At 38.4% G+C, this 23780-nt stretch carries 24 protein-coding genes, 1 pseudogene and 1 other annotated feature; of the genes and pseudogenes, 21 read left to right on the forward strand and 4 right to left on the reverse strand.

The genetic code is table 11. The features are described 5' to 3' along the window. The 4 genes from EW028_RS17590 to EW028_RS17605 all read left to right on the forward strand — a co-directional run bounded on the left by EW028_RS17590 (position 1) and on the right by EW028_RS17605 (position 3786). On the forward strand, positions 1 to 360 hold the full coding sequence (locus EW028_RS17590; protein WP_131521800.1) for a DUF779 domain-containing protein: 360 nt from the start codon (positions 1 to 3) through the stop codon (positions 358 to 360). A 437-nt stretch (positions 361 to 797) separates the two neighbouring features. Then, positions 798 to 1766: a DUF4003 family protein gene (locus EW028_RS17595; RefSeq protein WP_131521801.1), complete on the forward strand. Its 969-nt coding sequence runs from the start codon at positions 798 to 800 to the stop codon at positions 1764 to 1766. A 43-nt stretch (positions 1767 to 1809) separates the two neighbouring features. Continuing rightward, on the forward strand, positions 1810 to 3237 hold the full coding sequence (locus tag EW028_RS17600; protein ID WP_131521802.1) for an aldehyde dehydrogenase family protein: 1428 nt from the start codon (positions 1810 to 1812) through the stop codon (positions 3235 to 3237). A gap of 69 nt (positions 3238 to 3306) precedes the next feature. Next, positions 3307 to 3786, forward strand: a complete 480-nt coding sequence (locus EW028_RS17605; RefSeq protein WP_131521803.1) for an acyl-CoA thioesterase — start codon at positions 3307 to 3309, stop codon at positions 3784 to 3786. Between the two features lie 37 nt (positions 3787 to 3823). Here the strand turns inward: EW028_RS17605 and EW028_RS26090 are convergent, their stop codons facing one another. Beyond that, the gene (locus tag EW028_RS26090) at positions 3824 to 4606 is read right to left on the reverse strand and encodes a methyl-accepting chemotaxis protein (protein ID WP_255501697.1); all 783 of its coding nucleotides are present in this window, start codon (positions 4604 to 4606) and stop codon (positions 3824 to 3826) included. Beyond that, positions 4589 to 5149, reverse strand: a pseudogene (locus tag EW028_RS26095) (protoglobin domain-containing protein); the annotation flags it as partial. The pseudogene EW028_RS26095 and the gene EW028_RS26090, both read right to left, overlap by 18 nt. Positions 5150 to 5418: 269 nt before the next feature. Between EW028_RS26095 and EW028_RS17615 the strand changes: the two are divergent. Beyond that, on the forward strand, positions 5419 to 5628 hold the full coding sequence (locus tag EW028_RS17615; protein ID WP_066038316.1) for a hypothetical protein: 210 nt from the start codon (positions 5419 to 5421) through the stop codon (positions 5626 to 5628). A gap of 44 nt (positions 5629 to 5672) precedes the next feature. Here the strand turns inward: EW028_RS17615 and corA are convergent, their stop codons facing one another. Together corA and EW028_RS17625 are read right to left on the reverse strand one after the other, a co-directional pair. Then, positions 5673 to 6635, reverse strand: coding sequence for a magnesium/cobalt transporter CorA (gene corA / locus EW028_RS17620; protein ID WP_048395530.1), 963 nt, complete (start codon positions 6633 to 6635; stop codon positions 5673 to 5675). A gap of 33 nt (positions 6636 to 6668) precedes the next feature. Next, positions 6669 to 7352, reverse strand: a complete 684-nt coding sequence (locus tag EW028_RS17625; RefSeq protein ID WP_131521805.1) for a class I SAM-dependent methyltransferase — start codon at positions 7350 to 7352, stop codon at positions 6669 to 6671. A 125-nt stretch (positions 7353 to 7477) separates the two neighbouring features. Between EW028_RS17625 and EW028_RS17630 the strand changes: the two genes are divergently transcribed. The 16 genes from EW028_RS17630 to sigH all read left to right on the forward strand — a co-directional run bounded on the left by EW028_RS17630 (position 7478) and on the right by sigH (position 23711). Further along, a complete protein-coding gene (locus tag EW028_RS17630) occupies positions 7478 to 7783 on the forward strand; it encodes a DUF4870 domain-containing protein (RefSeq protein ID WP_048395538.1) in 306 nt (101 codons plus the stop codon). A gap of 267 nt (positions 7784 to 8050) precedes the next feature. Further along, on the forward strand, positions 8051 to 8521 hold the full coding sequence (locus tag EW028_RS17635) for a CtsR family transcriptional regulator (RefSeq protein WP_004233573.1): 471 nt from the start codon (positions 8051 to 8053) through the stop codon (positions 8519 to 8521). Positions 8522 to 8534: 13 nt separating this feature from the next. Continuing rightward, a complete protein-coding gene (locus EW028_RS17640; protein ID WP_004233574.1) occupies positions 8535 to 9077 on the forward strand; it encodes a UvrB/UvrC motif-containing protein in 543 nt (180 codons plus the stop codon). Next, positions 9074 to 10183, forward strand: coding sequence for a protein-arginine kinase McsB (gene mcsB, locus EW028_RS17645; RefSeq protein WP_131521806.1), 1110 nt, complete (start codon positions 9074 to 9076; stop codon positions 10181 to 10183). Before EW028_RS17640 ends, mcsB begins: the two co-directional genes overlap by 4 nt. Next, a complete protein-coding gene (locus EW028_RS17650; protein WP_016992144.1) occupies positions 10173 to 12617 on the forward strand; it encodes an ATP-dependent Clp protease ATP-binding subunit in 2445 nt (814 codons plus the stop codon). Before mcsB ends, EW028_RS17650 begins: the two co-directional genes overlap by 11 nt. Before the next feature lie 91 nt (positions 12618 to 12708). Next, positions 12709 to 14085 (forward strand): DNA repair protein RadA, encoded by a 1377-nt coding sequence (gene radA, locus EW028_RS17655; RefSeq protein ID WP_004233577.1) that lies wholly within the window; start codon positions 12709 to 12711, stop codon positions 14083 to 14085. Positions 14086 to 14367: 282 nt separating this feature from the next. Beyond that, positions 14368 to 15453: a PIN/TRAM domain-containing protein gene (locus EW028_RS17660; RefSeq protein ID WP_131521807.1), complete on the forward strand. Its 1086-nt coding sequence runs from the start codon at positions 14368 to 14370 to the stop codon at positions 15451 to 15453. A gap of 11 nt (positions 15454 to 15464) precedes the next feature. Further along, positions 15465 to 16160: a 2-C-methyl-D-erythritol 4-phosphate cytidylyltransferase gene (ispD, locus tag EW028_RS17665; RefSeq protein ID WP_131521808.1), complete on the forward strand. Its 696-nt coding sequence runs from the start codon at positions 15465 to 15467 to the stop codon at positions 16158 to 16160. A gap of 302 nt (positions 16161 to 16462) precedes the next feature. Continuing rightward, positions 16463 to 17404, forward strand: a complete 942-nt coding sequence (gene epsC / locus EW028_RS17670; RefSeq protein WP_131521809.1) for a serine O-acetyltransferase EpsC — start codon at positions 16463 to 16465, stop codon at positions 17402 to 17404. Between the two features lie 141 nt (positions 17405 to 17545). Further along, positions 17546 to 18022, forward strand: coding sequence for a 2-C-methyl-D-erythritol 2,4-cyclodiphosphate synthase (ispF, locus tag EW028_RS17675; protein ID WP_131521810.1), 477 nt, complete (start codon positions 17546 to 17548; stop codon positions 18020 to 18022). 90 nt (positions 18023 to 18112) lie between these two features. Further along, on the forward strand, positions 18113 to 19573 hold the full coding sequence (gltX, locus tag EW028_RS17680) for a glutamate--tRNA ligase (RefSeq protein WP_131521811.1): 1461 nt from the start codon (positions 18113 to 18115) through the stop codon (positions 19571 to 19573). 50 nt (positions 19574 to 19623) lie between these two features. Then, positions 19624 to 19842, forward strand: a binding site (T-box leader). A gap of 60 nt (positions 19843 to 19902) precedes the next feature. After that, positions 19903 to 21303 (forward strand): cysteine--tRNA ligase, encoded by a 1401-nt coding sequence (gene cysS, locus EW028_RS17685; protein WP_131521812.1) that lies wholly within the window; start codon positions 19903 to 19905, stop codon positions 21301 to 21303. Further along, a complete protein-coding gene (locus tag EW028_RS17690; RefSeq protein ID WP_175400791.1) occupies positions 21288 to 21728 on the forward strand; it encodes a Mini-ribonuclease 3 in 441 nt (146 codons plus the stop codon). Before cysS ends, EW028_RS17690 begins: the two co-directional genes overlap by 16 nt. Continuing rightward, entirely contained in the window at positions 21728 to 22480 is a 753-nt protein-coding gene (gene rlmB, locus EW028_RS17695) for a 23S rRNA (guanosine(2251)-2'-O)-methyltransferase RlmB (protein ID WP_131521813.1), read from the forward strand. Before EW028_RS17690 ends, rlmB begins: the two co-directional genes overlap by 1 nt. Positions 22481 to 22482: 2 nt before the next feature. Further along, complete coding sequence (locus EW028_RS17700) at positions 22483 to 22995, forward strand: NYN domain-containing protein (RefSeq protein WP_054548958.1); 513 nt, start codon at positions 22483 to 22485, stop codon at positions 22993 to 22995. A gap of 68 nt (positions 22996 to 23063) precedes the next feature. After that, entirely contained in the window at positions 23064 to 23711 is a 648-nt protein-coding gene (gene sigH / locus EW028_RS17705; protein ID WP_004233587.1) for an RNA polymerase sporulation sigma factor SigH, read from the forward strand. Positions 23712 to 23780 lie beyond the last annotated feature (69 nt).

Below are 23780 nucleotides of genomic sequence, written 5' to 3' on the forward strand. Positions count from 1 at the left end.
GTGGTTGAACGTGTATTAGCTACGGAAGAAGCGCTAGCACTAATCGATCTATTAAAAGGGAAACATGGGCCCGTTATGTTTCATCAATCAGGCGGATGCTGTGATGGCTCCTCACCAATGTGTTATCCAGAAGGGGATTTGCTAATAGGAGATCAGGATGTGTGCCTTGGTGTAGTGGGTGGTGCTCTTTTCTATATGCACAAAAATCAATATGATTACTGGAAGCATACACAAATCATATTGGATGTGGTGGACGGCAGAGGCGGCATGTTTTCACTCGAGGGAGTAGAAGGAAAACGTTTCCTAACAAGGTCAAGAGCCTTCAAATCTGAAGAGCTGCAAGAGCTAGGATTAATTTAACAGATTATCTGTACAGCGGCAAAGTTTTTCTGCCGCTGTTTTTTTATCTGGAAGTAGAAAAGTTATTGTATGGAAAGGGAGGCTTTAGGACACATGACTCTTTTCTTATAGGAATGATGAATATTGATTTTGGGCGTTCAAGTGTTTTGATATTAATTTTTATGGAAAAGAGTATGTAAAGCGATATTATTGGATGAATTTTTTAGGAAAAGGAATAGATTTAATCGATCCTTTAAGGTCATGGTAAATAATAGTTTCTTTGTGGTTTTTGCTAACATCGGCCATACCTCCTTTATAGGTTGTTAATATTTTCTATTAAATCAAATAAAGTAAGTAACATACATTAAATTATGTTTACTTTTTATGTTAATTGTTACAAAGAGGGTGAATCTTTCTCACATTATGTTACGTAAAACGGGTAAAGGAGTGTGATAAATATGGATTATGTGATGATTGAAAATGAATTTGCCAATACAGTAGAGGAGGTATCAAAGGCTGCAGGCTGGACGGTGGACCGTAAAATTGTGTTAGCTATTGCTAGTACATTTGTAGCCTCAGGAAAAACTTTTGATGCAATGAAGTATAAAAATGTTTTACAAGAGATGAAGAAGCAATCTTCATGGCTGTCTCCTTTACGGACAACCGTTGGATATAGTATTGCTGCCAACCTCATGGAGCAAGATGATGCAGAAAAGGCAGTGAAGAATTTACTTACAAATGTGAGCATCTTAAAGGAAGCGAAATTCAGAAGCGGCAATTTTAGCTATATTGGAGCACAATTCTTGACGGAGGATGAACAGGATAAAAAGACGCATGCACAGGTGGCAAGAGCCTTATTTGATGCTATACGTAAACATCATCCATTTTTAACCTCATATGAGGACATTCCTTATGCCATATTATTAAGCAGTCCATCTGATGATGTTGAATTGCGCGCGGATACCATGAATCGATACTATAAAGAACTAAGAACATATAATTTTAATGCTGGCAATGAGCTACAATGGCTTTCACAGGTATTAACATTTTTATCACCCAAATTTGATGGTCAGCTAGTACCCGATGTTGTAACCCTTCGTGATGGGCTCAAAAAGCAAAACGTTAAAGTCAAGGCTATGCATTATCCTTTACTTGGCTTTTTAGCCATACTTAACCTGGATAAAGCACAACTTCAAGGGTTGATTGATTTATACCATGAATTAAAAGACATGAAGTTATTAAAATGGCATCGTGAATTTGTGCTCTTTATGGCTGTACAATTTGCTATTTATGATATGGCAAAGGTACAAAAGTCTTTGTCCATGACCATTATGTCTTCTATTGAGCTATTAATCCAAGCACAGCAAGCAGCAATGATTGCAGCGGTTAGTGCAGCTGCCATTGCGTCTAGTTCAAGTTCTTCGTGATAGAATAAAGAAGAACATGATTATTTGGAGGTGCATTTGAAGGATGAAGGATACAAAACTTTGGATTAATGGTCAGTGGCATGATGCAGAGGAAAGCTATGAGCTAGCTTCTCCATATAGCGGTGAGGTTATTGCTCATGTAGCTAAAGCATCTATTCAAGATGTAGAGAAAGCTATCGAAGGTGCGCAGCAGGCATTCCAATCGTTTAAAAAGACAACAGCCTACGAACGTGCCGAAATATTATATAAAGTCGTTGATATAATGCGACAAAGAAAAGAAGAACTTGCAGAGATTTTAGCCTTGGAGGCTGGAAAACCTATTGTTGCAGGTTTAGCTGAAATTGACCGTACAATCGCAACCTATCAATTTGCGGCTGAGGGAGCTAAACAATCAAAAGGTGAGACGGTTCCAATGGATGCAGCCCCTGGAGCAGGGGATCGAATAGGCTGGACAAAAAGAGAACCTTTAGGTGTAATATCTGCCATTACGCCATTTAATTTTCCATTCAATTTAGTGGCACACAAGTTAGGTCCAGCATTTGCAGTAGGCAATACAGTTGTATTAAAGCCAGCAACACAAACGCCACTAAGTGCTATCGTTATGGCTGAAATTTTCCGAGAGGCAGGATTACCTGATGGGGCATTACAAATTGTGACAGGAAGTGGAGGCGAGCTTAGTGATACGCTTGTCACACATCCATACGTCAAAAAAGTAACCTTTACAGGTAGTGGTAAGGTTGGTTTGAAAATTAAAGAAAAAATAGGCTTACGTAAAGTAACTTTAGAGCTAGGTTCTAATGCAGCAGTAATTGTCGAACCATCTACGCCGATAAATAAAATTATCAGTCGTTGTGTAAGCGGTGCTTTTAACTTTGCGGGACAAGTATGCATTTCGTTACAACGTATATATGTGCATTCCTCCATTATTGATGAATTTACTAAAGCATTTGTTGCAGAAACAGAAAAGCTTATAGTAGGAGATCCATTAGAGAAGACAACAGATGTTAGTGCCATGATAAATCCAAATGAAGTGGAACGTATTAGGGAATGGATTGAGGAGGCACAAGAACAGGGGGCTATGATTGCAACTGGAGGCGTATTTACTGAACGTACTTTAACGCCAACAGTTATGACGAATGTGTCAGCTGATATGAAAATTGTTTGTCAGGAAACATTCGCACCAATCGTCTCAATTGTTTCATATGAAACATTAGACGACGCAATTCGACTTGTAAATGGGTCGGACCTTGGCCTAAATGCAGGTATTTACACGAATATATTGTCAGATGCTTTATATGCAGCAGATGAATTACAGGCTGGTGCTGTCATTATTAATGATATTCCGACATTCCGAGTAGATAACATGCCATATGGTGGAGTAAAGATGAGTGGTTATGGACGTGAAGGAATTAAGTGGGCTATAGAAGAAATGACTGATATGAAATTTATTTCGATGAAAAAATCGTTCTAAATTTGCATCAGCTCTTTTTCTGCGATACGATGACGAAAGAACAACATGAGAAGGGAAGTTGCAAGAATTATGCTAAACAACGCTGTACCCATGAGCCAATCACGTACGGTTCAATCGCGTCTCGTATTACCCCCAGACACAAATAATCACAATTCTATTTTCGGTGGAAGAGTGTTAGCTTATATTGATGAAATTGCTGCTATTACAGCAATGAAACATGCGAAAGGCCTTGTAGTGACAGCTTCTATTGACTCGGTTGATTTTTTATCCGCTGCACATGTAGGAGATATTCTTGAAATCGAGAGTATTGTTTCGTCTACAGGACGTTCTTCAATGGAGGTTTATGTTCGCGTTGTTTCTCGCAATATTGAGACTGGCGAGGAAAAATTAACGACAGAATCATTTGTCACGATGGTTGCAGTAAATGAGGAAGGGAAACCCGTACCAGTTCCCTCAATCTATCCTGAAACAGATGAAGAGAAGCGTTTATTTGAAACTGGGCCAGCAAGACGAGAGCACCGTAAACAAAAACGTGCATTGCCGCATTAAGGAAAAAGGGAACTCCAAATGAGTTCCCTTTTTTATTTTACATATTTAGTTCATTGACAACATTAATGAGCGAGTCGGAAGAAGAAGAGACTAGTGTAGCACCCTGTGATAATTCAGTGATTAAATTGGAAATGGCAGAAATATCTCTAGATGTATTTACGTATTGCTGCTGAATGCCAGAAACTGCATCAGCAATATCATTAAATGACTTGGATAAACTTTCTTGTGTATTGACACTATGTTGAATTTTTTGATCAACATTAGTAACTGAATTAGCCATAGTCGTAATATTACTTTCTGTTTCCTTAATAAGGTGAGAAACATTTTGGACGGCATTTTTTGTTTCCTCCGCAAGCTTACGAACTTCCTCAGCCACTACTGCAAAACCTTTCCCATGTTCTCCAGCTCGTGCAGCCTCAATAGAAGCATTTAATGCTAATAAATTGGTTTGATCAGCAATGCCTGTAACTAGCCCAACGATTTCAGAAATTTTTTGAGAAGAGGTACGTAGTTGGTTCATCGTTACCTCAAGACCATTGACACTTTGCAAAATAACTTGGATTAAATCATTTTGTTCTTTCAATTGCTGTTGGCCTCGTCTTGATTTTTCTTGTGTATCTGCTACGAAGCTCAATCCTTGCTTGGTTGCTACAGCAATATCATCTGTTTGTGAGGAAATCACTAATAATGATGCGGCTGTTTCTTCACTAATGGCATTAAGCTCTTCTGCAGTACTTTGGATCGTCGTTACTAGGGAATTTTTTGTTGCATCTGCTGCTGAGCGAATACGTTCTTCCTCTTTTTCATATGCCTCAATCACGAGTTGTTGCTCAAAATTAATAATTTTACAAAATGCGTTTATAGCACGAATAGCATCTGTTTTAGAAATATCCACCTCATTCACAAAGTTTGCAAAAGTAGTAGTGAGTGACTGGAATGAGGCAATATACCACTTTGACTGCAAGCCAATTCGAACGTGAGCCTCAGCAATGGCTTTTCGTTCAGCAATGTAGGCATCATTAATATGACTTTCAAAAATGTCACTTAAATGTTTATGTAACGTGATTTTTAAACGATCAATATGTGATGTTCTATTAATAATATCAAGTAAATCTTGGCTCAAACTAATGGCTGCATAAAATTTCTCCACCATTTCAGGAATTAAGTCTTTAGCTAAAGGCTGTAGCTGCTTAATGATAGCTAAATCCTCAAGTGTTAAATTTAAAAGTTGTAATTGTTTTTGAAGATTGGGGTGGTTCAATACATCTAACTGTACACCGCTCTTAAAATTTTCAGGTGTTAATGTAATTGCGTAGCTAGAACTACTATTTTTTGAAAACCAACTCATTATTATTTGCTCCATTCTTAATATCCATAATAAATTGTAAGTAAATAAGCACTTTTGAAATTTGTTAGGTTTGTATATTTAATAAATAAATGGGATTAAATCTATTTTACTATTATTTGCTGAATATTTGGTTAAAAAATTGGATATTTCTTTATTTTTTTACTTTATTGTTAGTCCAAATGGTGAAGCGATGTAAATTTGAATTTAAAATAGGAAACCTGTAAAATACGAACTGTTTAGCAATCTAAAAATCGTACGAAAATAAAAATGGAAGGAGGGGTGGTATGGAGAAAAAACGTTTTAAATTTGTTATTCCTGTCATGGTGATTGTTGCCATTGGTTCTGTTTATATGCTACGAAACTACCATGCTGAGGTACCAGATATTGAGCAATTATTAATTACCATATGTGCAGCTTTGGGATCAGGGGTATTAGCCTACTTTTTATTTCCACAGCAGGGTGATAATAAGATTGATGACAGAGGACCGTATTAATAGATTAAAAAAACTGCTCGTTTTCATTAAAACGAGCAGTCTTTTTATGGTTTAAACAGTTTAAACCAGCCTTTATGTTTAAAGACAGCCAACATAAAGATAACGATAATTATCATAATCCCAAGTACAATAAAATAGCTGTATTGCCCATGTAGCTCAGGCATGTTATCGAAATTCATCCCATACACACCAGCAATGAAGGTAAGTGGTATAAAGATAGTAGATACAATTGTTAAAGTCATCATAATGCCATTCATGCGGCTAGAACTCATAGCCATATAACTATCCCGCATGTCTGCTGTAAGCTCTCGATTAGATTCAACCATCTCTGTTAGCTTAAGTAGATGGTCGTAGATATCTCCAAAATAAGCTCTCTCCGATTTTTTTAGTGAGAAACGGTAAGAATTGAGAATGCGATATAAAAGATCACGCATTGGTAAAATAGTACGTCTTAAGTCAAGCAAGTCACTACGGAACTCGAAGACAATTTTCATGGCATTTACATTACTTTGGTATGTAAGTTCACCTTCTAAAGCATTTAGATGATCTTCAATTTTGTAAACGAGTGGAAAATAACTGTCAACAATTTTATCGATAGTTTGATACGTTAGGTATACAGTACCTCGCTCCCAATTCTTCGGTTGGTTTTCCAGCATCTTTTGCACCTTCTCTATCTCAGGGACAGGATTTTTATGGAAGGTTATGATGAATTTATTGGAGGCAAAAATATTAACCTCCTCCGCAGCTAACGTCTCTTCGTTTACCCGATGAATGACAAAGAAATGAAAATCATCATAAAAATCGAGCTTAGGACGCTGCAACCTCATTAAGCAATCTTCAATAGCGAGAGGGTGAAAGTGGAAAAATGTATCCAACAATGATTCCTCCTCGGCTGTAGGACAATTAAAATCAACCCAATACCATTCAAATTCTTGCTGATGTATCTCTTCTAATGGAAAATCCTTTAACAATTGTTGTTGCTTTGTAATGCCAATGGTGCTTATCACGGTTTTCACCTCAAATTATTTACTACAAAATTGTTAGCGCTCCTCTTTAAAGCATACCCAACCACCGAACAAAGTAGTGGCAAAAAATCTAGAAGGTTTAGTAAAACCCGCACTTTGTAAAAGTGTTAAAATTTCCTCTTCACTCATAAAAGAAAGGGAACGAATGGATTTTTCCATCTCTGCTACATCGGATAAAGAAAGTCTAGTATGCTGTAGCCAATAAGAACGCCATAAATCAAATTGTAGTTCTGTTTCTAAAGAGCCTAGCTGACCATATTTTGAAACAAGGACAAATGGTGCTCCAGGTTTCAAATGTCTTGCTATTTCTGTTATTGTTTCGAGCTTTTCTTTATAATCATGAATAAAATGCAAGACGAGAACACAACTTGCCGCATCATACTGAGTAGAAGGCAGCGAAGCATCAAGTATTGTAGCCTGATGGAATGACATATCATTAGGAAGAGTGAGTAAACGCTCTTTAGCTATAGTAAGCATGGATTCTGATGGATCAATGCCAGTGAATGACCAGTGAGGTCTTCCTTCTGCAAGCTGTATAATTTCATTGCCACTTCCTGCTCCCACGACTAGCATGTTAGCATTTTCTGATAGCCTAGAATGATAAAAAGTTTGTATTAAACGTAGCATGGCATCATAACTAGGCAATGTACGGCGAATACCCTTTTCATATTCATTTGCTAATGTGTTGTTAAATTCCAACGCTCCTCACAGCCTTTCAAAAAAATTTTAAAAAATCTTTCTTAATGTGAAACTATTGCGGGTATAGTTCCGTAAATAGTAGTACATAAAACATAGAATAAAGTTCAAAGAAAGGGTTGATATAGATGGAGACTAAATGGTCTAAAGTAATCATACACGCAAGTGCATTTTTTGCGCCATGGTTAGTGCCCATTATTTTCTTTTTAATTAGTTCGGATGAGGAAGTAAAGGCAATTTCTATTCAAGCACTGCTATTCCAAATTGTCATGGGTGTTTTAATTGCTATCTCTGTTGGTTTAAGCTTTGTCCTTATTGGCTTACCATTTTTAATCATTTTCGGCATTATGGTATTTGTGGTACCGATCATCGGTATCGTAAAAGCATTGTCTGATGAACCTTGGCGTTATCCAATTGTTGGTCGCTGGGTATAATTTTCATAGACGCAAGTATATGCTAGTTGCATATGCTTGCGTTTTTTCTATGACGAATAAGGGTACATTAGGTGTATAAGGAAATTATTAAACCGTAAACAAATAATCGAAAAAGGGCTCTTTTCGGCTCTTAAAAAGCCTTTTTCAAGACTTTCCACTTTTCTATGGGCGAAATCATTGCAATTTTTTTCAAGCGTTTTGTATAATATACTCAAAGAAAGTCAAAGATAGTCAAAGTCAGTGAAGCAAGCGAGGTGTATTCCTAAAATGCGTAATATATCAGACATCATAGAGGGTTACTTAAAGCAAGTACTTGAATTAGGTGGAGAAGGGCATATTGAAATTAAACGTAGTGAAATCGCTGATAAATTTCAATGTGTACCATCACAAATAAATTATGTTATTAATACAAGATTTACTGCCGAGCGGGGTTACCTTGTTGAGAGCAAACGTGGTGGTGGTGGATACATTCGAATTTTACGTGTCCGCGCGAATTCACAGATTGATTTAATCGACGATGTTCTCAGGCAAATTGAAGGTGGGGCATCACAAACAATGGCAGAAGATTTGGTTTATCGACTCATTGATGAGCAGGTAATTTCCAAGCGAGAAGCGAAATTAATGTTAGCAGCAATTGATCGCTCCACGATCGACTTGCATCTCCCATTAAGAGATGTCATTCGATCAAAAATATTGCGAGCAATGCTGACAACAATAAAATACGAACAACAAAAATAGTGAGGTGATGGAAATGATATGCGAACATTGTAAACAACGTAATGCGACAGTTACAGTAACACAAGTTCAAAGTGGGCAAAAAGTAGAGCATCATTATTGTGACGTCTGCGCCTCACAATTCCATCCATTTCATGCAGAGTTTAAACAAGAGCCAGTATCTATTCAACAGTTATTGTCTAACTGGTTTGGCTCTCCTACATGGCAAAAGGTGGGGGAAAAACAACAGGTACAACCACAACAGCAAACATGCCCACAATGTGGATTTTCGTATAAGCAATTTTTAAAAGAAGGAAAATTCGGGTGCCCAAGCTGTTATGACACATTTGGAGATCATTTGCCAAAGCTTTTTAATCGTATTCAGGCAGGTCCACAACACATTGGAAAAATGCCTGGTGCTCGCAGTAATGTGTATGTTATTAAAAAGCAAATAGAAGATATCCGCAAGCGTATGAAATCCGCCGTAGATGAAGAACAGTTTGAAGAAGCGGCGAAGCTACGTGATGAAGTCAAAGAGCTAGAGAAGCATCTACAATTTGAAGGTGGTGATGTGACATGATGATTGAATCGTTTTTAGAGCGTGCGACACCAACTTGGATGCATATCAAAGATGATTACTCAGATATCGTCATTAGTACACGGATCCGCCTTGCACGAAATTTAGATGGCTATCGTTTTCCATTAGCGTTTTCAGAAAATGAGGCACTGCAAGTGGAACAGGCCGTTACACATGCAATCAGCGATAGCCCAACTCTTCAAAATGATTATGCTTATTTTGCTATAAAGGATTTAACCCCTTTACAGCGTCAAATTCTTGTAGAAAAGCATTTGATTAGCCCGCAACTGGCTAAAAAAGAGCAAGTGGGCTCTATACTACTCTCTGAAGACGAATCCGTTAGCATTATGGTGAATGAAGAGGATCATTTACGCATTCAATGTATGACAGCAAGTTTTCAACTTCAAAGTGCCTATGAACAAGCAAATAAGATTGATCGTATCCTAGAGAAAGTATTACCGTATGCTTTTCGAGATACTTTTGGTTATTTAACAAGCTGTCCAACGAATATTGGTACGGGTCTACGAGCATCCGTCATGATGCATTTACCCGCCCTTACATTAACTGGGCAAATGAATCAAATTATAAATGCCATGACACGCTTAGGAATGACTGTAAGAGGTATATATGGTGAAGGAAGCGAAAATTTAGGGAATGTTTATCAAGTGTCTAACCAAATTACACTTGGGAAGACAGAGGAAGATATTTTAGCAGATATACAAAGTGTCGCCGAAAAGATTATTCAAAAAGAGCGGCATGCAAGAGGTAAATTAATGGAAAAGGCAGAGCTTGCGCTAGAAGATCGCGTATATCGAGCTTTAGGAACCCTTACACATGCAAGAATTTTAACAAGTGAGGAAGCTGCTACTTGCCTATCTAATGTTCGTTTAGGAGTAGATTTACAATTGATTGATGGTATACAAGCAACGACTTTAAATGAATGTGTTGTTAGTATGCAACCAGGTTTTTTACAGCACTATGCAGGTGAGGCATTACCACCTGCTGAACGGGATCGTGTACGAGCGGAGATGCTTCGTGAGACATTATCTCAAGAACATGCGAATAAGCCTATAAATGGGGAAAAAGGAGAGGATTTATATGATGTTTAATCGTTTTACACAACGCGCGCAAAAAGTATTACAGCTTGCTCAGGAAGAGGCTATTCGTTGGAAGCACGAATCTATCGGTACAGAGCATATTCTATTAGGGCTTATACGTGAAGGCGGCGGTATTGCTGCGAAAGCGTTAGAAGCCATTGATATTAGTCCTCAAATGATTGAAGCTGGCATTGAAGAATTAGTGGGTAAGGGCAAAGAAGATGTCGGTCCAATCGTTCATTATACGCCAAGAGCTAAAAAGGTAATTGAATTATCTGTTGATGAGTCACGTAAATTAGGTCACTCCTATATCGGCACAGAGCATTTATTATTGGCGCTTATACGTGAGGGTGAGGGCGTGGCAGCTCGCGTTTTAAACAATGCGGGAGTCGGTTTAAATAAAGCTCGCCAGCAAGTATTATTGCTATTAGGTAATAATGATAATGCACAATCTGGCCAACAAGCAGCTCAAGCTGCCAATACACCTACATTAGATAGCCTAGCACGTGATTTAACCCAAATTGCACGTGAAGGTACATTAGACCCTGTTATTGGTCGAAGCAAGGAAATTACACGAGTTATTGAAGTTTTATCGCGTCGTACGAAAAATAACCCTGTATTGATTGGTGAGCCAGGTGTTGGTAAAACAGCGATTGCTGAAGGATTGGCACAGCAAATTATTAATAACGAAGTGCCAGAAATCCTTCGTGACAAACGTGTAATGACACTAGATATGGGGACAGTTGTGGCAGGTACAAAATATCGTGGAGAATTTGAAGATCGTTTGAAAAAAGTGATGGATGAAATTCGCCAAGCAGGCAACATCATTTTATTTATTGACGAATTGCATACATTAATTGGTGCGGGTGGTGCTGAAGGTGCGATTGATGCATCAAATATCTTAAAACCATCTTTAGCACGTGGGGAGCTTCAATGTATTGGTGCCACAACACTTGATGAGTACCGCAAGTACATTGAAAAGGATGCAGCCTTAGAGCGTCGTTTCCAACCAATCCAAGTGGATGAGCCGACAGTGGAAGAGGCTATTCTAATTATTCAAGGCTTACGCGATCGTTATGAAGCGCATCACCGTGTGAAAATTACAGATGAAGCGATTGAAGCAGCGGCAAAAATGAGTGATAGATATATTTCTGATCGATTCTTACCAGATAAAGCGATTGACTTAATCGATGAAGCAGGTTCTAAAGTACGCTTACGCTCATTCGCAGTACCACCAAACTTAAAGGCGCTTGAGGATAAGCTTGAAAATGTTCGTTCTGAAAAAAATGCAGCCGTATCAGGTCAAGAATTTGAAAAGGCAGCAGCGCTAAGAGATACAGAGCAAAAGCTGAAGGATGAAATTGAAGCTACTCGAAAAAATTGGAAAGAAGAGCAAGGTAAAGCCGAATCTAAAGTGACTGTGGATGATGTAGCAGCAGTTGTCTCAATGTGGACAGGAATCCCAGTAGCTAAAATTGCTTCTGAAGAATCTTCGAAGTTATTACAGCTTGAAGAAGAGTTACACAAACGTGTAGTAGGGCAAGGAGAAGCAGTAGAAGCGATTTCTCGTGCAATACGTCGTGCAAGAGCAGGCTTAAAAGATCCAAAACGACCAATTGGTTCATTTATCTTCTTAGGACCTACAGGCGTTGGTAAAACAGAGCTTGCAAGAGCACTTGCTGAAGTAATGTTTGGCGATGAGGATGCGATGATTCGTGTTGATATGTCCGAGTATATGGAGAAACATTCGACTTCTCGTTTGGTAGGTTCACCTCCAGGCTATGTAGGCTTCGATGATGGTGGCCAACTGACAGAGAAAGTTCGCCGTAAGCCATATTCAGTCGTTTTATTAGATGAAATTGAAAAGGCACACCCTGATGTATTCAATATTCTATTGCAGGTGCTTGAAGATGGTCGTTTAACAGACTCTAAGGGACGTGTAGTAGACTTCCGCAATACAGTGGTCATTATGACTTCAAACGTTGGTGCGGATGCATTAAAATACCAAAAGAGCCTTGGTTTTAATGTAGGCGGTGCAGAGTCTAAACATAAAGACATGAAGGGTACGATGTTAGAAGAATTGAAAAAAGCATTCCGTCCAGAATTCTTAAACCGTATCGATGAAATGATTGTCTTCCACGCATTAGAAAAAGAGCACTTAAAAGAAATCATTGCAATGATGGGCAATGCTTTAACAAAACGCTTGAAAGAGCAAGACATTTCGTTAGAGCTGACTGACGCAGCACTTGAAAAAATTGCTGAAGAAGGCTATGACCCTCAATATGGTGCTCGTCCACTACGTCGTGCATTACAAAAACAAGTAGAGGATCGATTATCAGAAGAATTACTAAAAGGTAATGTAGAAAAGGGTAATCAGGTTGTCATTGATTACGTAAACGATGAGTTTGTTGTAAAGAAAAAAGAGGGAGTATCCATCTCTAAATAATTTCAAGGAAAGACAGTAAGGCTTTAAGTGCCAAGCTGTCTTTTTTTCTGTACAATTAAGGATAAGAACAAATATTCGAGGTGAAAGCAATTTGGCAAAGAAAAAAACGAAATTTGTATGTTCAGGCTGTGGCTATGAATCTGCTAAATGGATGGGAAGATGCCCTGGGTGTGGTGAATGGAATAAAATGGTGGAAGAAGTAGAAATGGTTGCTAAAGGTCCACGTGGAGCTTTTCAACATTCTGCTACAGTTACTCAAAAGGCAATCCCGATTATCCAAGTGGAAGCTACTGAAGAATCGCGTGTAGCAACAGAAATGGGCGAACTCAATCGCGTATTAGGCGGTGGCATTGTACCTGGTTCTCTAGTATTAATTGGGGGCGATCCTGGAATAGGGAAATCAACATTACTATTACAGGTCTCCGCATTACTCTCGAATAAAGGGCATCGCGTACTTTATATATCTGGAGAGGAATCTATTCGTCAAACGAAATTACGAGCAGAGCGTTTAGGAGTGATTTCTCAAGAGCTTTACATATACTCCGAAACAAACCTAGAGTTTTTAAACCAAACTATTGATGAAGTACAACCTAAATTTGTCATTGTCGATTCCATACAAACCGTCTTTCATCCAGAAGTAACAAGCGCCCCAGGTAGTGTCTCACAGGTTCGTGAATGTACAGCTGAGCTGATGCGAATCGCTAAAACAAAAGGCATTGCTATTTTTCTAGTAGGACATGTCACAAAAGAGGGACAAATTGCAGGGCCACGTATTTTAGAGCATATGGTGGATACTGTACTGTACTTTGAAGGGGAGAGACATCATAATCATCGTATTTTAAGAAGCCAAAAAAACCGATTCGGATCTACAAATGAAATTGCTATATTTGAAATGCTTCAAGGTGGGTTAAAGGAAGTGCTAAACCCTTCTGAGTTATTTTTACAGGAGCGGTCACAAGGTGCGGCGGGGTCAACTATTGTAGCCTCAATGGAGGGGACAAGGCCAATTCTTGTTGAAATTCAATCCTTAGTTACGCCTACAAGCTTTAACTATCCTAAACGTATGGCCACAGGTGTCGATCAAAATCGAGTACAATTGCTAATGGCTGTACTAGAAAAGCGTATGGGTCTCATGCTACAAGCTCAGGATGCATATATTAAAGTTGCTGGTGGTGTCAAGCTGGATGAGCCAGCAATAGATTTAGCGGTGTTGACAAGCATTGTATCTAGTTTTAAGGATCAGGCAGTGCGTGCAACGGATTGCTTTATTGGTGAGGTCGGACTGACAGGTGAGGTCCGTCGGGTATCACGTATAGAACAGCGAGTCATTGAAGCGGCGAAGCTTGGATTTAAAAGAGCTTTCATTCCTTCTTCGAATATTGGTGGTTGGGAATTTCCGCAGGGAATTGAAATTGTTGGTGTAGAAACGATTAAAGATGCACTAAATGCATGCTTTAGAGAGTTATAAAGGAGGTTGTGCATGTTGGATATTATTCTGACATGCATTTTCCTTCATTTTTAATGCTAATATCGGAAACTCATATAAAAGAATAAACGTCCTAAATAATAGCTGATGAATGAATAAAGGATTTCATCTAGTACGAACAAAATAGAAGTTTGTAAAATTTTGTATAACTATCTTATCCTTGTTTCACAACATCAAAAATAATGAGATTTTGACTGAGCTCATGAAAGATTTTCTACCGTAAACTATGTATAATCTTAACTAACAATTAGGAGGTGACAGCTTGTGAAAAAATTTGTTCAAATTGCGTTTTTACTGATTGGAGGAGCATTGGGCCTTGTTTTCTTACCGCCATTATACGAATTGCTTCATTTATCATCTAATCCTTGGCTAGATAATCCTTATGTATCAGTAGCTCTAGGCGCACTTTTACTGTTTACACTATCTTTTGCATTTTCCGATTACTTTGTAAGGCTCATTAGCTGGATGGAAGAAGTTCTGTTTAAGGTTCCTATCGGAGATTTATTATTTGGAACGTTTGGTTTAATAATTGGGTTGATTGTCGCTTACTTTTTAGGTTTTGCTATTGATAGTGTAAAATTCCCTGTTATTACGGAAGTCCTCCCTATTATCCTGTCATTTGTATTAGGCTATTTAGGGTTCCGTCTAGGTTTTAGAAAAAGAGATGAGCTCATACAGCTTTTTACATTACGTAGTACTAATACGAAGAAAAAAGCTGCTGAAGGTGCTGAAGCTCAGGAGGTTCGTGGAAGCTACAAACTGCTAGATACAAGTGTAATTATCGATGGTCGAATTGCTGATATTTCTGAAACAGGCTTCATTGAGGGTATATTAGTTGTACCTCAATTTGTGCTCACAGAGCTTCAGCATATAGCTGATTCTTCTGATACCTTAAAGCGCACAAGAGGTCGGCGTGGTTTAGATATTTTAAAAAAATTACAAGATGAGCGTAAGACAAAAGTTGAAATTACGGACGAGGATTTTGAAGATGTACAAGAGGTAGATTTAAAGCTTGTTCGTCTTGCAAAAAAAATGGGCAATGATACATGCATTGTTACGAACGATTTTAACCTGAATAAAGTCTGTGAGCTCCATCATGTAAAAGTGTTAAATATCAATGATTTAGCGAATGCAGTGAAACCTGTAGTTATACCAGGTGAAGATATGCAGGTTGTGGTTATAAAGGATGGTAAAGAGCATAACCAAGGAGTTGCCTATTTAGATGATGGTACGATGATTGTGGTTGAAGGTGGTCGTAGTTATATCGGACAGGCAATTACAGTTACAGTTACTAGTGTGCTGCAAACATCGGCAGGTCGTATGATATTTGCTAAGCCGAAGGACGATTAGGATGTGTGAAAATGCAATATGAAGTGGTTCTACCTGCTGCCGGAAGTGGGAAGCGTATGGGTGCAGGGCAAAATAAATTATTTTTAAAGCTTTTAGAGAAACCTATTCTGGTACACACGCTAGAAGTGTTTCAACATGATCCCGCTTGCACAGGTATTTGGCTCGCTGTAAAACCAGAAGAACGTGGATTTATTCAAAAAATGCTAGAAGACTATAGAATTACCAAAGTGAAGGGTTTACCTGATGGGGGTGCTGAGCGACAGCATTCGGTTCATTCGTGCATGAAAGAGATGCAACAGGTAGATATTGTGCTTGTCCATGACGCAGCTCGCCCGTTTATTACGCATGATATCATTGCAAAGCTTGTACAGAACGCGCATCATCACGGTGCAGCAATTGCAGGGGTTCGTGCGAAAGATACAATGAAAAAAGTATCAATGAATGGCATTATAGAGGAAACGGTTGATCGAGAAAGCCTTTGGATGGTGCAAACTCCACAAGCATTCCGTTTTGAATTAATTATGGAAGCAGAGGATGTAGCTGAAAAAGTAGGCTTTCTTGGGACAGATGAGGCAATGCTAATGGAGCGTCTCGGACATCAGGTACACATCGTAGAAAGTAGTTATGAAAATGTAAAAATGACAACACAAGAAGACTTAGTATTTGGTGAGGCAATCTTGCGTAAGCGTGGCTCATACAATCATTAAGAAATATTATTTATGAGGCTATTCATTCGTAGTTTTTTGAGAATGGATAGTCTTTTTTATTTGTTTTGGTTGGGGAAAATTGTATGGTCACAATGCCAAATCTGTTCATCCATATATGTATGATACTAATGACATTTTGCTAGTCGAATTAGAAGCGAAGGCTTAGGAAGAGAATAAAAAGTTGGAATAGCTCCAATAAAGTGGGTTTATCCATTTGTGATCGTTTTACGTGTAAAATGAAATAGTGGATATATGATTAATAAGGTAATAGAATAGATGAAAAGATGTGAGGGGTGTTTATTGTGTCATTAAATGATTGGTTAAATCAAAAGGTTCCAGAAATTACAGGTTCATTAACTAGTATAAATAAACAGTACATCGACGTTGACAACTCAATAGGCTTTGATGGACGGGATCGGGTTATAAAAATAATCGATAATTTCCATGAGGTGCTGTTTCCTGGCATTTATATGAAAAGACCTATTGATGAAACAAGGGTGAACGTAGTTTGCAGTAATAAGCTGCGTGAAACAGCATTAGATTTGCGGGATATTATCGAAAAAGTATTATTTTATAATATGGAGGACAGTGATCCTGCCAATTGCGAGAAGTATTGCCGTGAACAAGCAGACAAAATTGTTATGAATTTGATTAATCGATTTCCTGCCATTCGCCAAGTGCTACAAACAGATATTCAAGCGGCGTATAATGGTGACCCAGCAGCTCTTTCCACAGAGGAAATTTTGCTAAGCTATCCATCTATTGTGGCTATTTATATTCATCGCATCGCACATGAATTATACGAAATGGGCGTACAAATTGTGCCTCGAATTATGTCAGAATATGCGCACCGATTAACGGGTATCGATATTCATCCAGGGGCTACAATAGGAGAATCATTCTTTATTGACCACGGAACAGGTGTCGTTATCGGTGAAACTTGTACTATCGGTAAGAATGTAAAAATTTATCAAGGTGTAACATTAGGGGCACTAAGCTTCCCATTAGATGAAAATGGTAATCCAATTAAGGGCATTAAGCGTCATCCAAATATTGCTGACAATGTTGTCATTTATGCTGGTGCTACTATTTTAGGGGGCGAGACGACGATTGGGCACGATTCCGTCTTAGGGAGTAATATTTGGCTAACACACTCTGTTCCCCCTTATTCACGTGTCTATAATTCACAGCCATCTCCGAATATTAGCAACAGTCAAATGAAAAATATAGAGTATCATATTTAAAGAATGTGGGGCAGTCTAGAGAGTGAAGCTTTCTAAACTGCCCATTACTGCTATAGGAGGATAATTATTAAAGCGCTTTTCAAACAACCTAGGACAAATTTTGATATGATAATGTTAAATATTAATTAAAGGAAGATGAATATGTTTCGAATTGGACAAGGTTTTGACGTACATGCATTTGAAGAAGGTCGTCCATTAATTATTGGTGGCATTACCATTCCGCATGAAAAAGGACTAGTAGGACATTCAGATGCGGATGTTCTCTTACACACTGTCACAGATGCAGCTCTAGGAGCAATTGGAGAAGGAGATATTGGCCGTCATTTTCCAGATACAGACCCTGCATTTAAGGACGCAGACTCAGCAAAATTATTAGCGTACATTTGGAAGATTGTTGAGGATAAGGGTTATTCTCTAGGGAATGTCGATTGTACCATTATGGCACAGCGTCCTAAAATGGCCCCCTATATTGGACAGATGCAACAACGTATCGCTGAATTATTACATGCAGAGCCTTCACAGGTAAATGTTAAAGCAACTACAACTGAACGATTAGGTTTTACAGGTCGCGAGGAAGGTATTGCGGCAATGGCAACAATTCTATTGATCAAGAAATAAATGTGGATGAACCCCGCTTTTATTTCCTGTAACAGAGTGGTAAAATGAACAAAGTCAATTTTTGATCGAAAATTTAGGAGGCTTTTAATTATGACGAAAGAAGTTCGCGTTCGTTACGCGCCATCTCCAACAGGTTATTTACATATCGGTGGAGCGCGTACAGCATTATTCAATTATTTATATGCAAAACATCATAACGGTAAATTCATTGTACGTATTGAAGATACGGATATTGAACGTAATGTAGAGGGCGGAGAAGCATCTCAGCTAGATAACCTAAAATGGTTAGGTATTGAATATGATGAGTCCATTGATATTGGTGGACCTTATGCGCCTTATCGTCAAATGGAACGTCTTGATATTTATAAAGAACACGCTGAAAAACTATTAGAGCAAGGTGTAGCCTATAAGTGTTTCTGTTCTTCTGAAAAGCTTGAAGCATCTCGTGAAGAACAAAAAGCAAGAGGTGTAGCTGCTCCTACTTATGATGGTACATGTCGCCACTTATCAGCAGATGAAATCACTGCTAAAGAAGCAGCAGGTGAGCCATACACAATCCGTATGCGTGTACCTGAAAATGTAACATATGAATTTGAAGATTTAGTTCGTGGACAAGTTACATTTGAGTCTAAAGATATTGGTGATTGGGTACTTGTAAAAGCAAATGGTATTCCAACATATAACTATGCAGTTGTTTTAGATGATCACTTTATGGAAATCTCTCACGTTTTCCGCGGTGAGGAGCATTTATCAAATACACCAAAGCAAATGATGATTTTTGATGCATTTGGTTGGGAATATCCACGCTTTGGTCATATGACCTTAATTATTAACGAAAACCGTAAAAAACTATCTAAGCGTGATGAATCGATTATTCAATTTGTTACGCAATATAAAGATTTAGGTTATCTTCCTGAAGCGATGTTTAACTTCTTTGCGCTACTTGGTTGGTCTCCAGAGGGAGAAGAAGAGATTTTCTCAAAAGAAGAATTTATCAAAATGTTTGATGAAAAACGTCTTTCAAAATCACCATCTATGTTTGATAAACAAAAGCTAACATGGATGAATAATCAATATATTAAAAAATTGTCTTTGGAAGAAGTGGTAGCATTATCTTTACCACACCTACAAAAAGCAGGCTTATTACCTGAAGAGCTTACTGCAGAGCAACATGCTTGGGCGACGGATTTAATCGCGCTTTATCACGACCAAATGAGCTTTGGTGCAGAAATTGTCGAATTATCTAGCCTATTCTTTAACGACCATATTGAATATGATGAAGAAGCAAAAGAGGTTTTAGCAGGAGAGCAAGTACCTGAAGTAATGGCGGCATTTAAAGCACAATTGGAAGAGCTAGAAGAGTTTACACCAGATGCAGTAAAAGCTGCGATTAAAGCTGTACAAAAGACAACTGGTCATAAAGGTAAAAATCTGTTCATGCCAATCCGTGTTGTAACAACAGGTGAAACACATGGGCCAGAGTTGCCGAACGCCATTTGTTTAATTGGTAAAGAGAAAGCAATTGACCGTGTAGAAAAATTTGCACAATAAAGATAAATTTATTGACAATTCATTCGTTCGTTGTAAAATGTATTTACATTGAAAAAGCGTTGATAAGGAGAAGTAAGTGGCGCATGCTCTTAAGAGAGGACCATCATCGGCTGAAAGTGGTCTGAGCCTAGGCAAAACTGAAATGCACCTTTGAGCATAAAGCTGAACGAGAGTAGGCTTTATCGAGTCATCCCCGTTAATGGATGTCCAAAGTGGAAGGCTTTTTGTCTTCAATCAGAGTGGAACCACGCAAATCGAGCGTCTCTGTCATTCCTTTTAGGAGTGATAGGGGCGCTTTTTTATTCAACAGAAAAGGAGAGTGAAATACAATGGGTATTCAAATTTTTAACTCATTAACACGACAAAAAGAAACCTTTGTACCGCTAGAAGAGGGCAAGGTAAAAATGTATGTATGCGGTCCTACGGTTTATAACTATATCCATATTGGGAATTCACGCCCTGTAATTGTTTATGATACAGTACGTCGTTATTTTCAGTATAAAGGCTATGATGTAAAGTTTGTTTCCAATTTTACGGATGTAGACGATAAAATTATTAAAGCAGCAAACGAGCTAGGTGAAGAAGTGCATGAATTAACTGAGCGTTTTATTGCAGCCTATTTTGAAGATGTTACAGCACTGGGATGCAAAAAAGCGGATGTTCATCCACGCGTGACAGAGCATATGAACGATATCATTCAATTTATTCAAGTGCTAATTGAAAAGGGCTACGCTTATGAGTCTGCTGGAGATGTGTATTACCGTACTCGTAAATTTGATGGCTACGGTAAATTATCACACCAATCAGTTGACGATTTAAAAATCGGTGCTCGTATTGAAGCGGGCGAGAAAAAAGATGATGCGCTAGATTTTGCTTTATGGAAAGCTGCTAAGCCAGGTGAGATATTCTGGGAAAGCCCATGGGGAGATGGTCGTCCAGGGTGGCATATTGAGTGTTCTGTAATGGCTCGTGAACATTTAGGAGATACTATTGATATTCATGCTGGTGGGCAGGATTTAACTTTCCCTCACCACGAAAATGAAATTGCTCAATCAGAGGCACACAATGATAAAACATTTGCGCGTTATTGGATGCATAACGGGTATATTAATATTGATAATGAAAAGATGTCCAAATCTCTTGGGAATTTCATTCTTGTGAATGATATCCGTAAACAAATTGACCCGCAGATATTACGTTTCTTCATGTTATCTGTCCATTATCGTCATCCAATTAACTTTGCGAAGGACCTAGTAGAAGCTGCTGCGTCAGGTTTAGAGCGCATTCGTACAGCATACAACAATGCGAAGCATCGCCTTACGACTACTGTAAGCTTAGGTGATCATTCAGAAGAATGGCTGAACAAAATTGCGGAACAAAAAGCGCATTTTGAAGAGGCAATGGATGATGATTTTAATACAGCCAACGCTATTTCTGTATTATTTGAAGTAGCTCGTATTGCTAATATTTACTTAAATGAAGCCAATACTTGCAAGAAGGTATTAGAAACCTTTATTGAAACCTTTGAAGTATTAGGTGACGTCTTAGGTATTGAATTTGCAAAAGAAGAAGAACTATTAGACGAAGAAATTGAAGCATTACTACAAGAGCGCGTCGAGGCACGTAAAAATCGTGATTTTGCTCGATCTGATGAAATCCGTGACCATTTGCAAGCCCAAGGTATCATTTTAGAAGATACACGACAAGGAACTAGATGGAAACGAGGGTAATTAAGTTGGATAAACTTCGCAATGAAGATGTTAAACAATTAAAAGCGCTGGCGTTAGCCTATATGGGTGATGCCGTATTGGAACAAAAGGTCCGAGAATACTTGCTACGCTCTGGTCGTGTTAAACCTAACACACTACATCGAGAGGCAACTCGCTACGTCTCAGCAAAAGCGCAATCGATGATCGTTCATCGCATGATGGATGAAAATTATTTAACAGAGGAGGAATTGGCTGTGTTCCGTCGTGGACGCAATGCCAAATCCGGCTCTGTACCAAAAAATACGGATGTCCAAACCTATCGTAATAGCTCAGGCTTTGAGGCGGTGCTTGGTAGTTTATATTTATTGAATGAACTAGAACGCGTCTACGAAATCATTGCATATGCTATTCAAATAATCGAGGAATCAAAAGGAGTGTCTAAATAATGGCAGAACAGAATGGTGAAATTATTGCCGGTAAAAACCCAGTGTTAGAAGCACTTCGTTCAGGCCGCGATATGAATAAAGTATGGATTGCAGAAGGAGTAAAAAAGTCTGGCGTCAATGAACTGCTAGATCTAGCCCGCGAACGTGGTGTCATCGTTCAATTTGTTCCAAAAAAGAAAGTTGATCAATTAACAAGTGCTAATCATCAAGGAATCGTTGCTTCTGTTGCCGCTTATAAGTATGCTGAACTTGAGGATTTATTTGCAGCAGCAGCTCATAAACAGGAAGATCCTTTTTTCTTAATCTTAGATGAGTTAGAGGATCCTCATAATCTAGGGTCTATTATGAGAACGGCTGATGCTATAGGAGCACATGGTATTATTATTCCTAAGCGCCGATCAGTGAGTTTAACAGCGGTAGTGGCTAAGGCATCTACAGGAGCGATTGAACATGTTCCAGTTGTACGTGTAAACAATCTTGCTCAAACAATAGATGAATTAAAAGAACGCGGTATATGGATTGCAGGGACGGATGCAAAGGGATCTGCAGATTATCGAAAAATGGATGCAACATTACCATTAGCTATCATTATCGGTAGTGAAGGCAAAGGGATGGGGCGTTTATTAAAAGAAAAATGCGATTTTTTATATCACTTACCGATGGTTGGGCATGTCACATCACTGAACGCATCAGTAGCAGCGGCTTTATTAATGTACGAAGTGTATCGTAAACGTCAAGAAGCGATTGAGTAACAATGAAAAACATTTTGCTTGTTGATGGCTATAATATGATTGGATCTTGGAAAGAGCTGCGACCATTGCGTGATACGAATTTTGAGGATGCGCGAAGAAGGTTGATAGAACTCATGGCTGAATATAAAGCAGCAATGGGTTGGCGTGTAATTATTGTTTTTGACGCACATCTTGTACCAGGAGTAGAGCAATCTTATATAGAAAATGATGTAGAAGTCATTTATACACGAAAAAATGAAACAGCAGATGAACGTATTGAAAAAATGACACATGAATTAAAGGCAAGAAATGTACAAATTCATGTAGCAACTTCTGATATGGCAGAGCAAAGTGTTATATTTGGGAATGGTGCCTTAAGGAAATCGGCAAGAGAGCTAGAAATTGATACAAGTATTATCCAACATAAAATTACCCATGATGTGAAGCGGAAGCAAGAAAGTAAGCCGCCTTCTCGTATAGAATTAAAGCCAGATGTTGCGCTCGCCTTTGAAAAATGGCGACGAGGGTTGAAATGATTGATTGACGCATATTTTCCAATTCCGTTATACTGTTTCTAATTATCTGTTGTGGCTGAGGTGATACCATGTTTAAAAATAGCATTGTACAAGTGACACAAGATTTTGAACGATTCAATGATGAAGAGCTTATTGAAATGGTGCATCAAGGTAATACAGATGCGTTGGATTATTTAATTACGAAATACCGTTTGTTAGTAAGAGCGAAGGCAAGATCCTATTTTTTAATCGGAGCAGATAAGGAAGACATCGTACAAGAGGGCATGATAGGCTTATATAAAGCGATTCGTGATTTTAAAGGAGATAAGCTTGCATCATTCAGGGCTTTTGCAGAGTTATGTATTACAAGACAGATTATCACAGCTATTAAAACAGCTACTAGGCAAAAGCATATACCTCTAAATTCCTATATCTCTTTGGACAAGCCTATATTCGACGAAGAGTCAGACCGAACGCTTATGGATGTACTAACGGGTGCTATTATGGATGATCCAGAAGAATTGATGATTCATAGAGAAGAGTTTGGATATTTAGAAGAAAAGATGAGTGAGATTTTAAGTGAATTAGAGCTACAAGTTTTAGCCTTATATCTAGACGGTCAGTCTTATCATGAAATTTCCGCCAAATTAAATCGTCATGTGAAATCTATCGATAATGCATTGCAGCGGGTTAAACGTAAATTAGAACGTCATTTAGTCCTTGAGGAAATGTCTTAGCCTATATAGGCCTTTATTGACATTGACAAATATAGGTGTTAGTCTTAAAAAGACAAAGTGCCGAAAAAG

This window comes from Lysinibacillus sp. OL1, from assembly GCF_004332175.1.
In the GTDB taxonomy this organism is placed as follows: domain Bacteria; phylum Bacillota; class Bacilli; order Bacillales_A; family Planococcaceae; genus Lysinibacillus; species Lysinibacillus capsici.

What these genes read in the sequence shown, in the direction of transcription:
- EW028_RS17595 (WP_131521801.1), top strand. Translation starts at nt 798, where the DNA reads ATGGATTATGTGATGATTGAAAATGAATTTGCCAATACAGTAGAGGAG.
- EW028_RS17600 (WP_131521802.1), top strand. Translation starts at nt 1,810, where the DNA reads ATGAAGGATACAAAACTTTGGATTAATGGTCAGTGGCATGATGCAGAG.
- EW028_RS17605 (WP_131521803.1), top strand. Translation starts at nt 3,307, where the DNA reads ATGCTAAACAACGCTGTACCCATGAGCCAATCACGTACGGTTCAATCG.
- EW028_RS17615 (WP_066038316.1), top strand. Translation starts at nt 5,419, where the DNA reads ATGGAGAAAAAACGTTTTAAATTTGTTATTCCTGTCATGGTGATTGTT.
- EW028_RS17630 (WP_048395538.1), top strand. Translation starts at nt 7,478, where the DNA reads ATGGAGACTAAATGGTCTAAAGTAATCATACACGCAAGTGCATTTTTT.
- EW028_RS17635 (WP_004233573.1), top strand. Translation starts at nt 8,051, where the DNA reads ATGCGTAATATATCAGACATCATAGAGGGTTACTTAAAGCAAGTACTT.
- EW028_RS17640 (WP_004233574.1), top strand. Translation starts at nt 8,535, where the DNA reads ATGATATGCGAACATTGTAAACAACGTAATGCGACAGTTACAGTAACA.
- mcsB (WP_131521806.1), top strand. Translation starts at nt 9,074, where the DNA reads ATGATGATTGAATCGTTTTTAGAGCGTGCGACACCAACTTGGATGCAT.
- EW028_RS17650 (WP_016992144.1), top strand. Translation starts at nt 10,173, where the DNA reads ATGATGTTTAATCGTTTTACACAACGCGCGCAAAAAGTATTACAGCTT.
- ispD (WP_131521808.1), top strand. Translation starts at nt 15,465, where the DNA reads ATGCAATATGAAGTGGTTCTACCTGCTGCCGGAAGTGGGAAGCGTATG.
- ispF (WP_131521810.1), top strand. Translation starts at nt 17,546, where the DNA reads ATGTTTCGAATTGGACAAGGTTTTGACGTACATGCATTTGAAGAAGGT.
- gltX (WP_131521811.1), top strand. Translation starts at nt 18,113, where the DNA reads ATGACGAAAGAAGTTCGCGTTCGTTACGCGCCATCTCCAACAGGTTAT.
- cysS (WP_131521812.1), top strand. Translation starts at nt 19,903, where the DNA reads ATGGGTATTCAAATTTTTAACTCATTAACACGACAAAAAGAAACCTTT.
- EW028_RS17690 (WP_175400791.1), top strand. Translation starts at nt 21,288, where the DNA reads ATGGAAACGAGGGTAATTAAGTTGGATAAACTTCGCAATGAAGATGTT.
- rlmB (WP_131521813.1), top strand. Translation starts at nt 21,728, where the DNA reads ATGGCAGAACAGAATGGTGAAATTATTGCCGGTAAAAACCCAGTGTTA.
- EW028_RS17700 (WP_054548958.1), top strand. Translation starts at nt 22,483, where the DNA reads ATGAAAAACATTTTGCTTGTTGATGGCTATAATATGATTGGATCTTGG.
- sigH (WP_004233587.1), top strand. Translation starts at nt 23,064, where the DNA reads ATGTTTAAAAATAGCATTGTACAAGTGACACAAGATTTTGAACGATTC.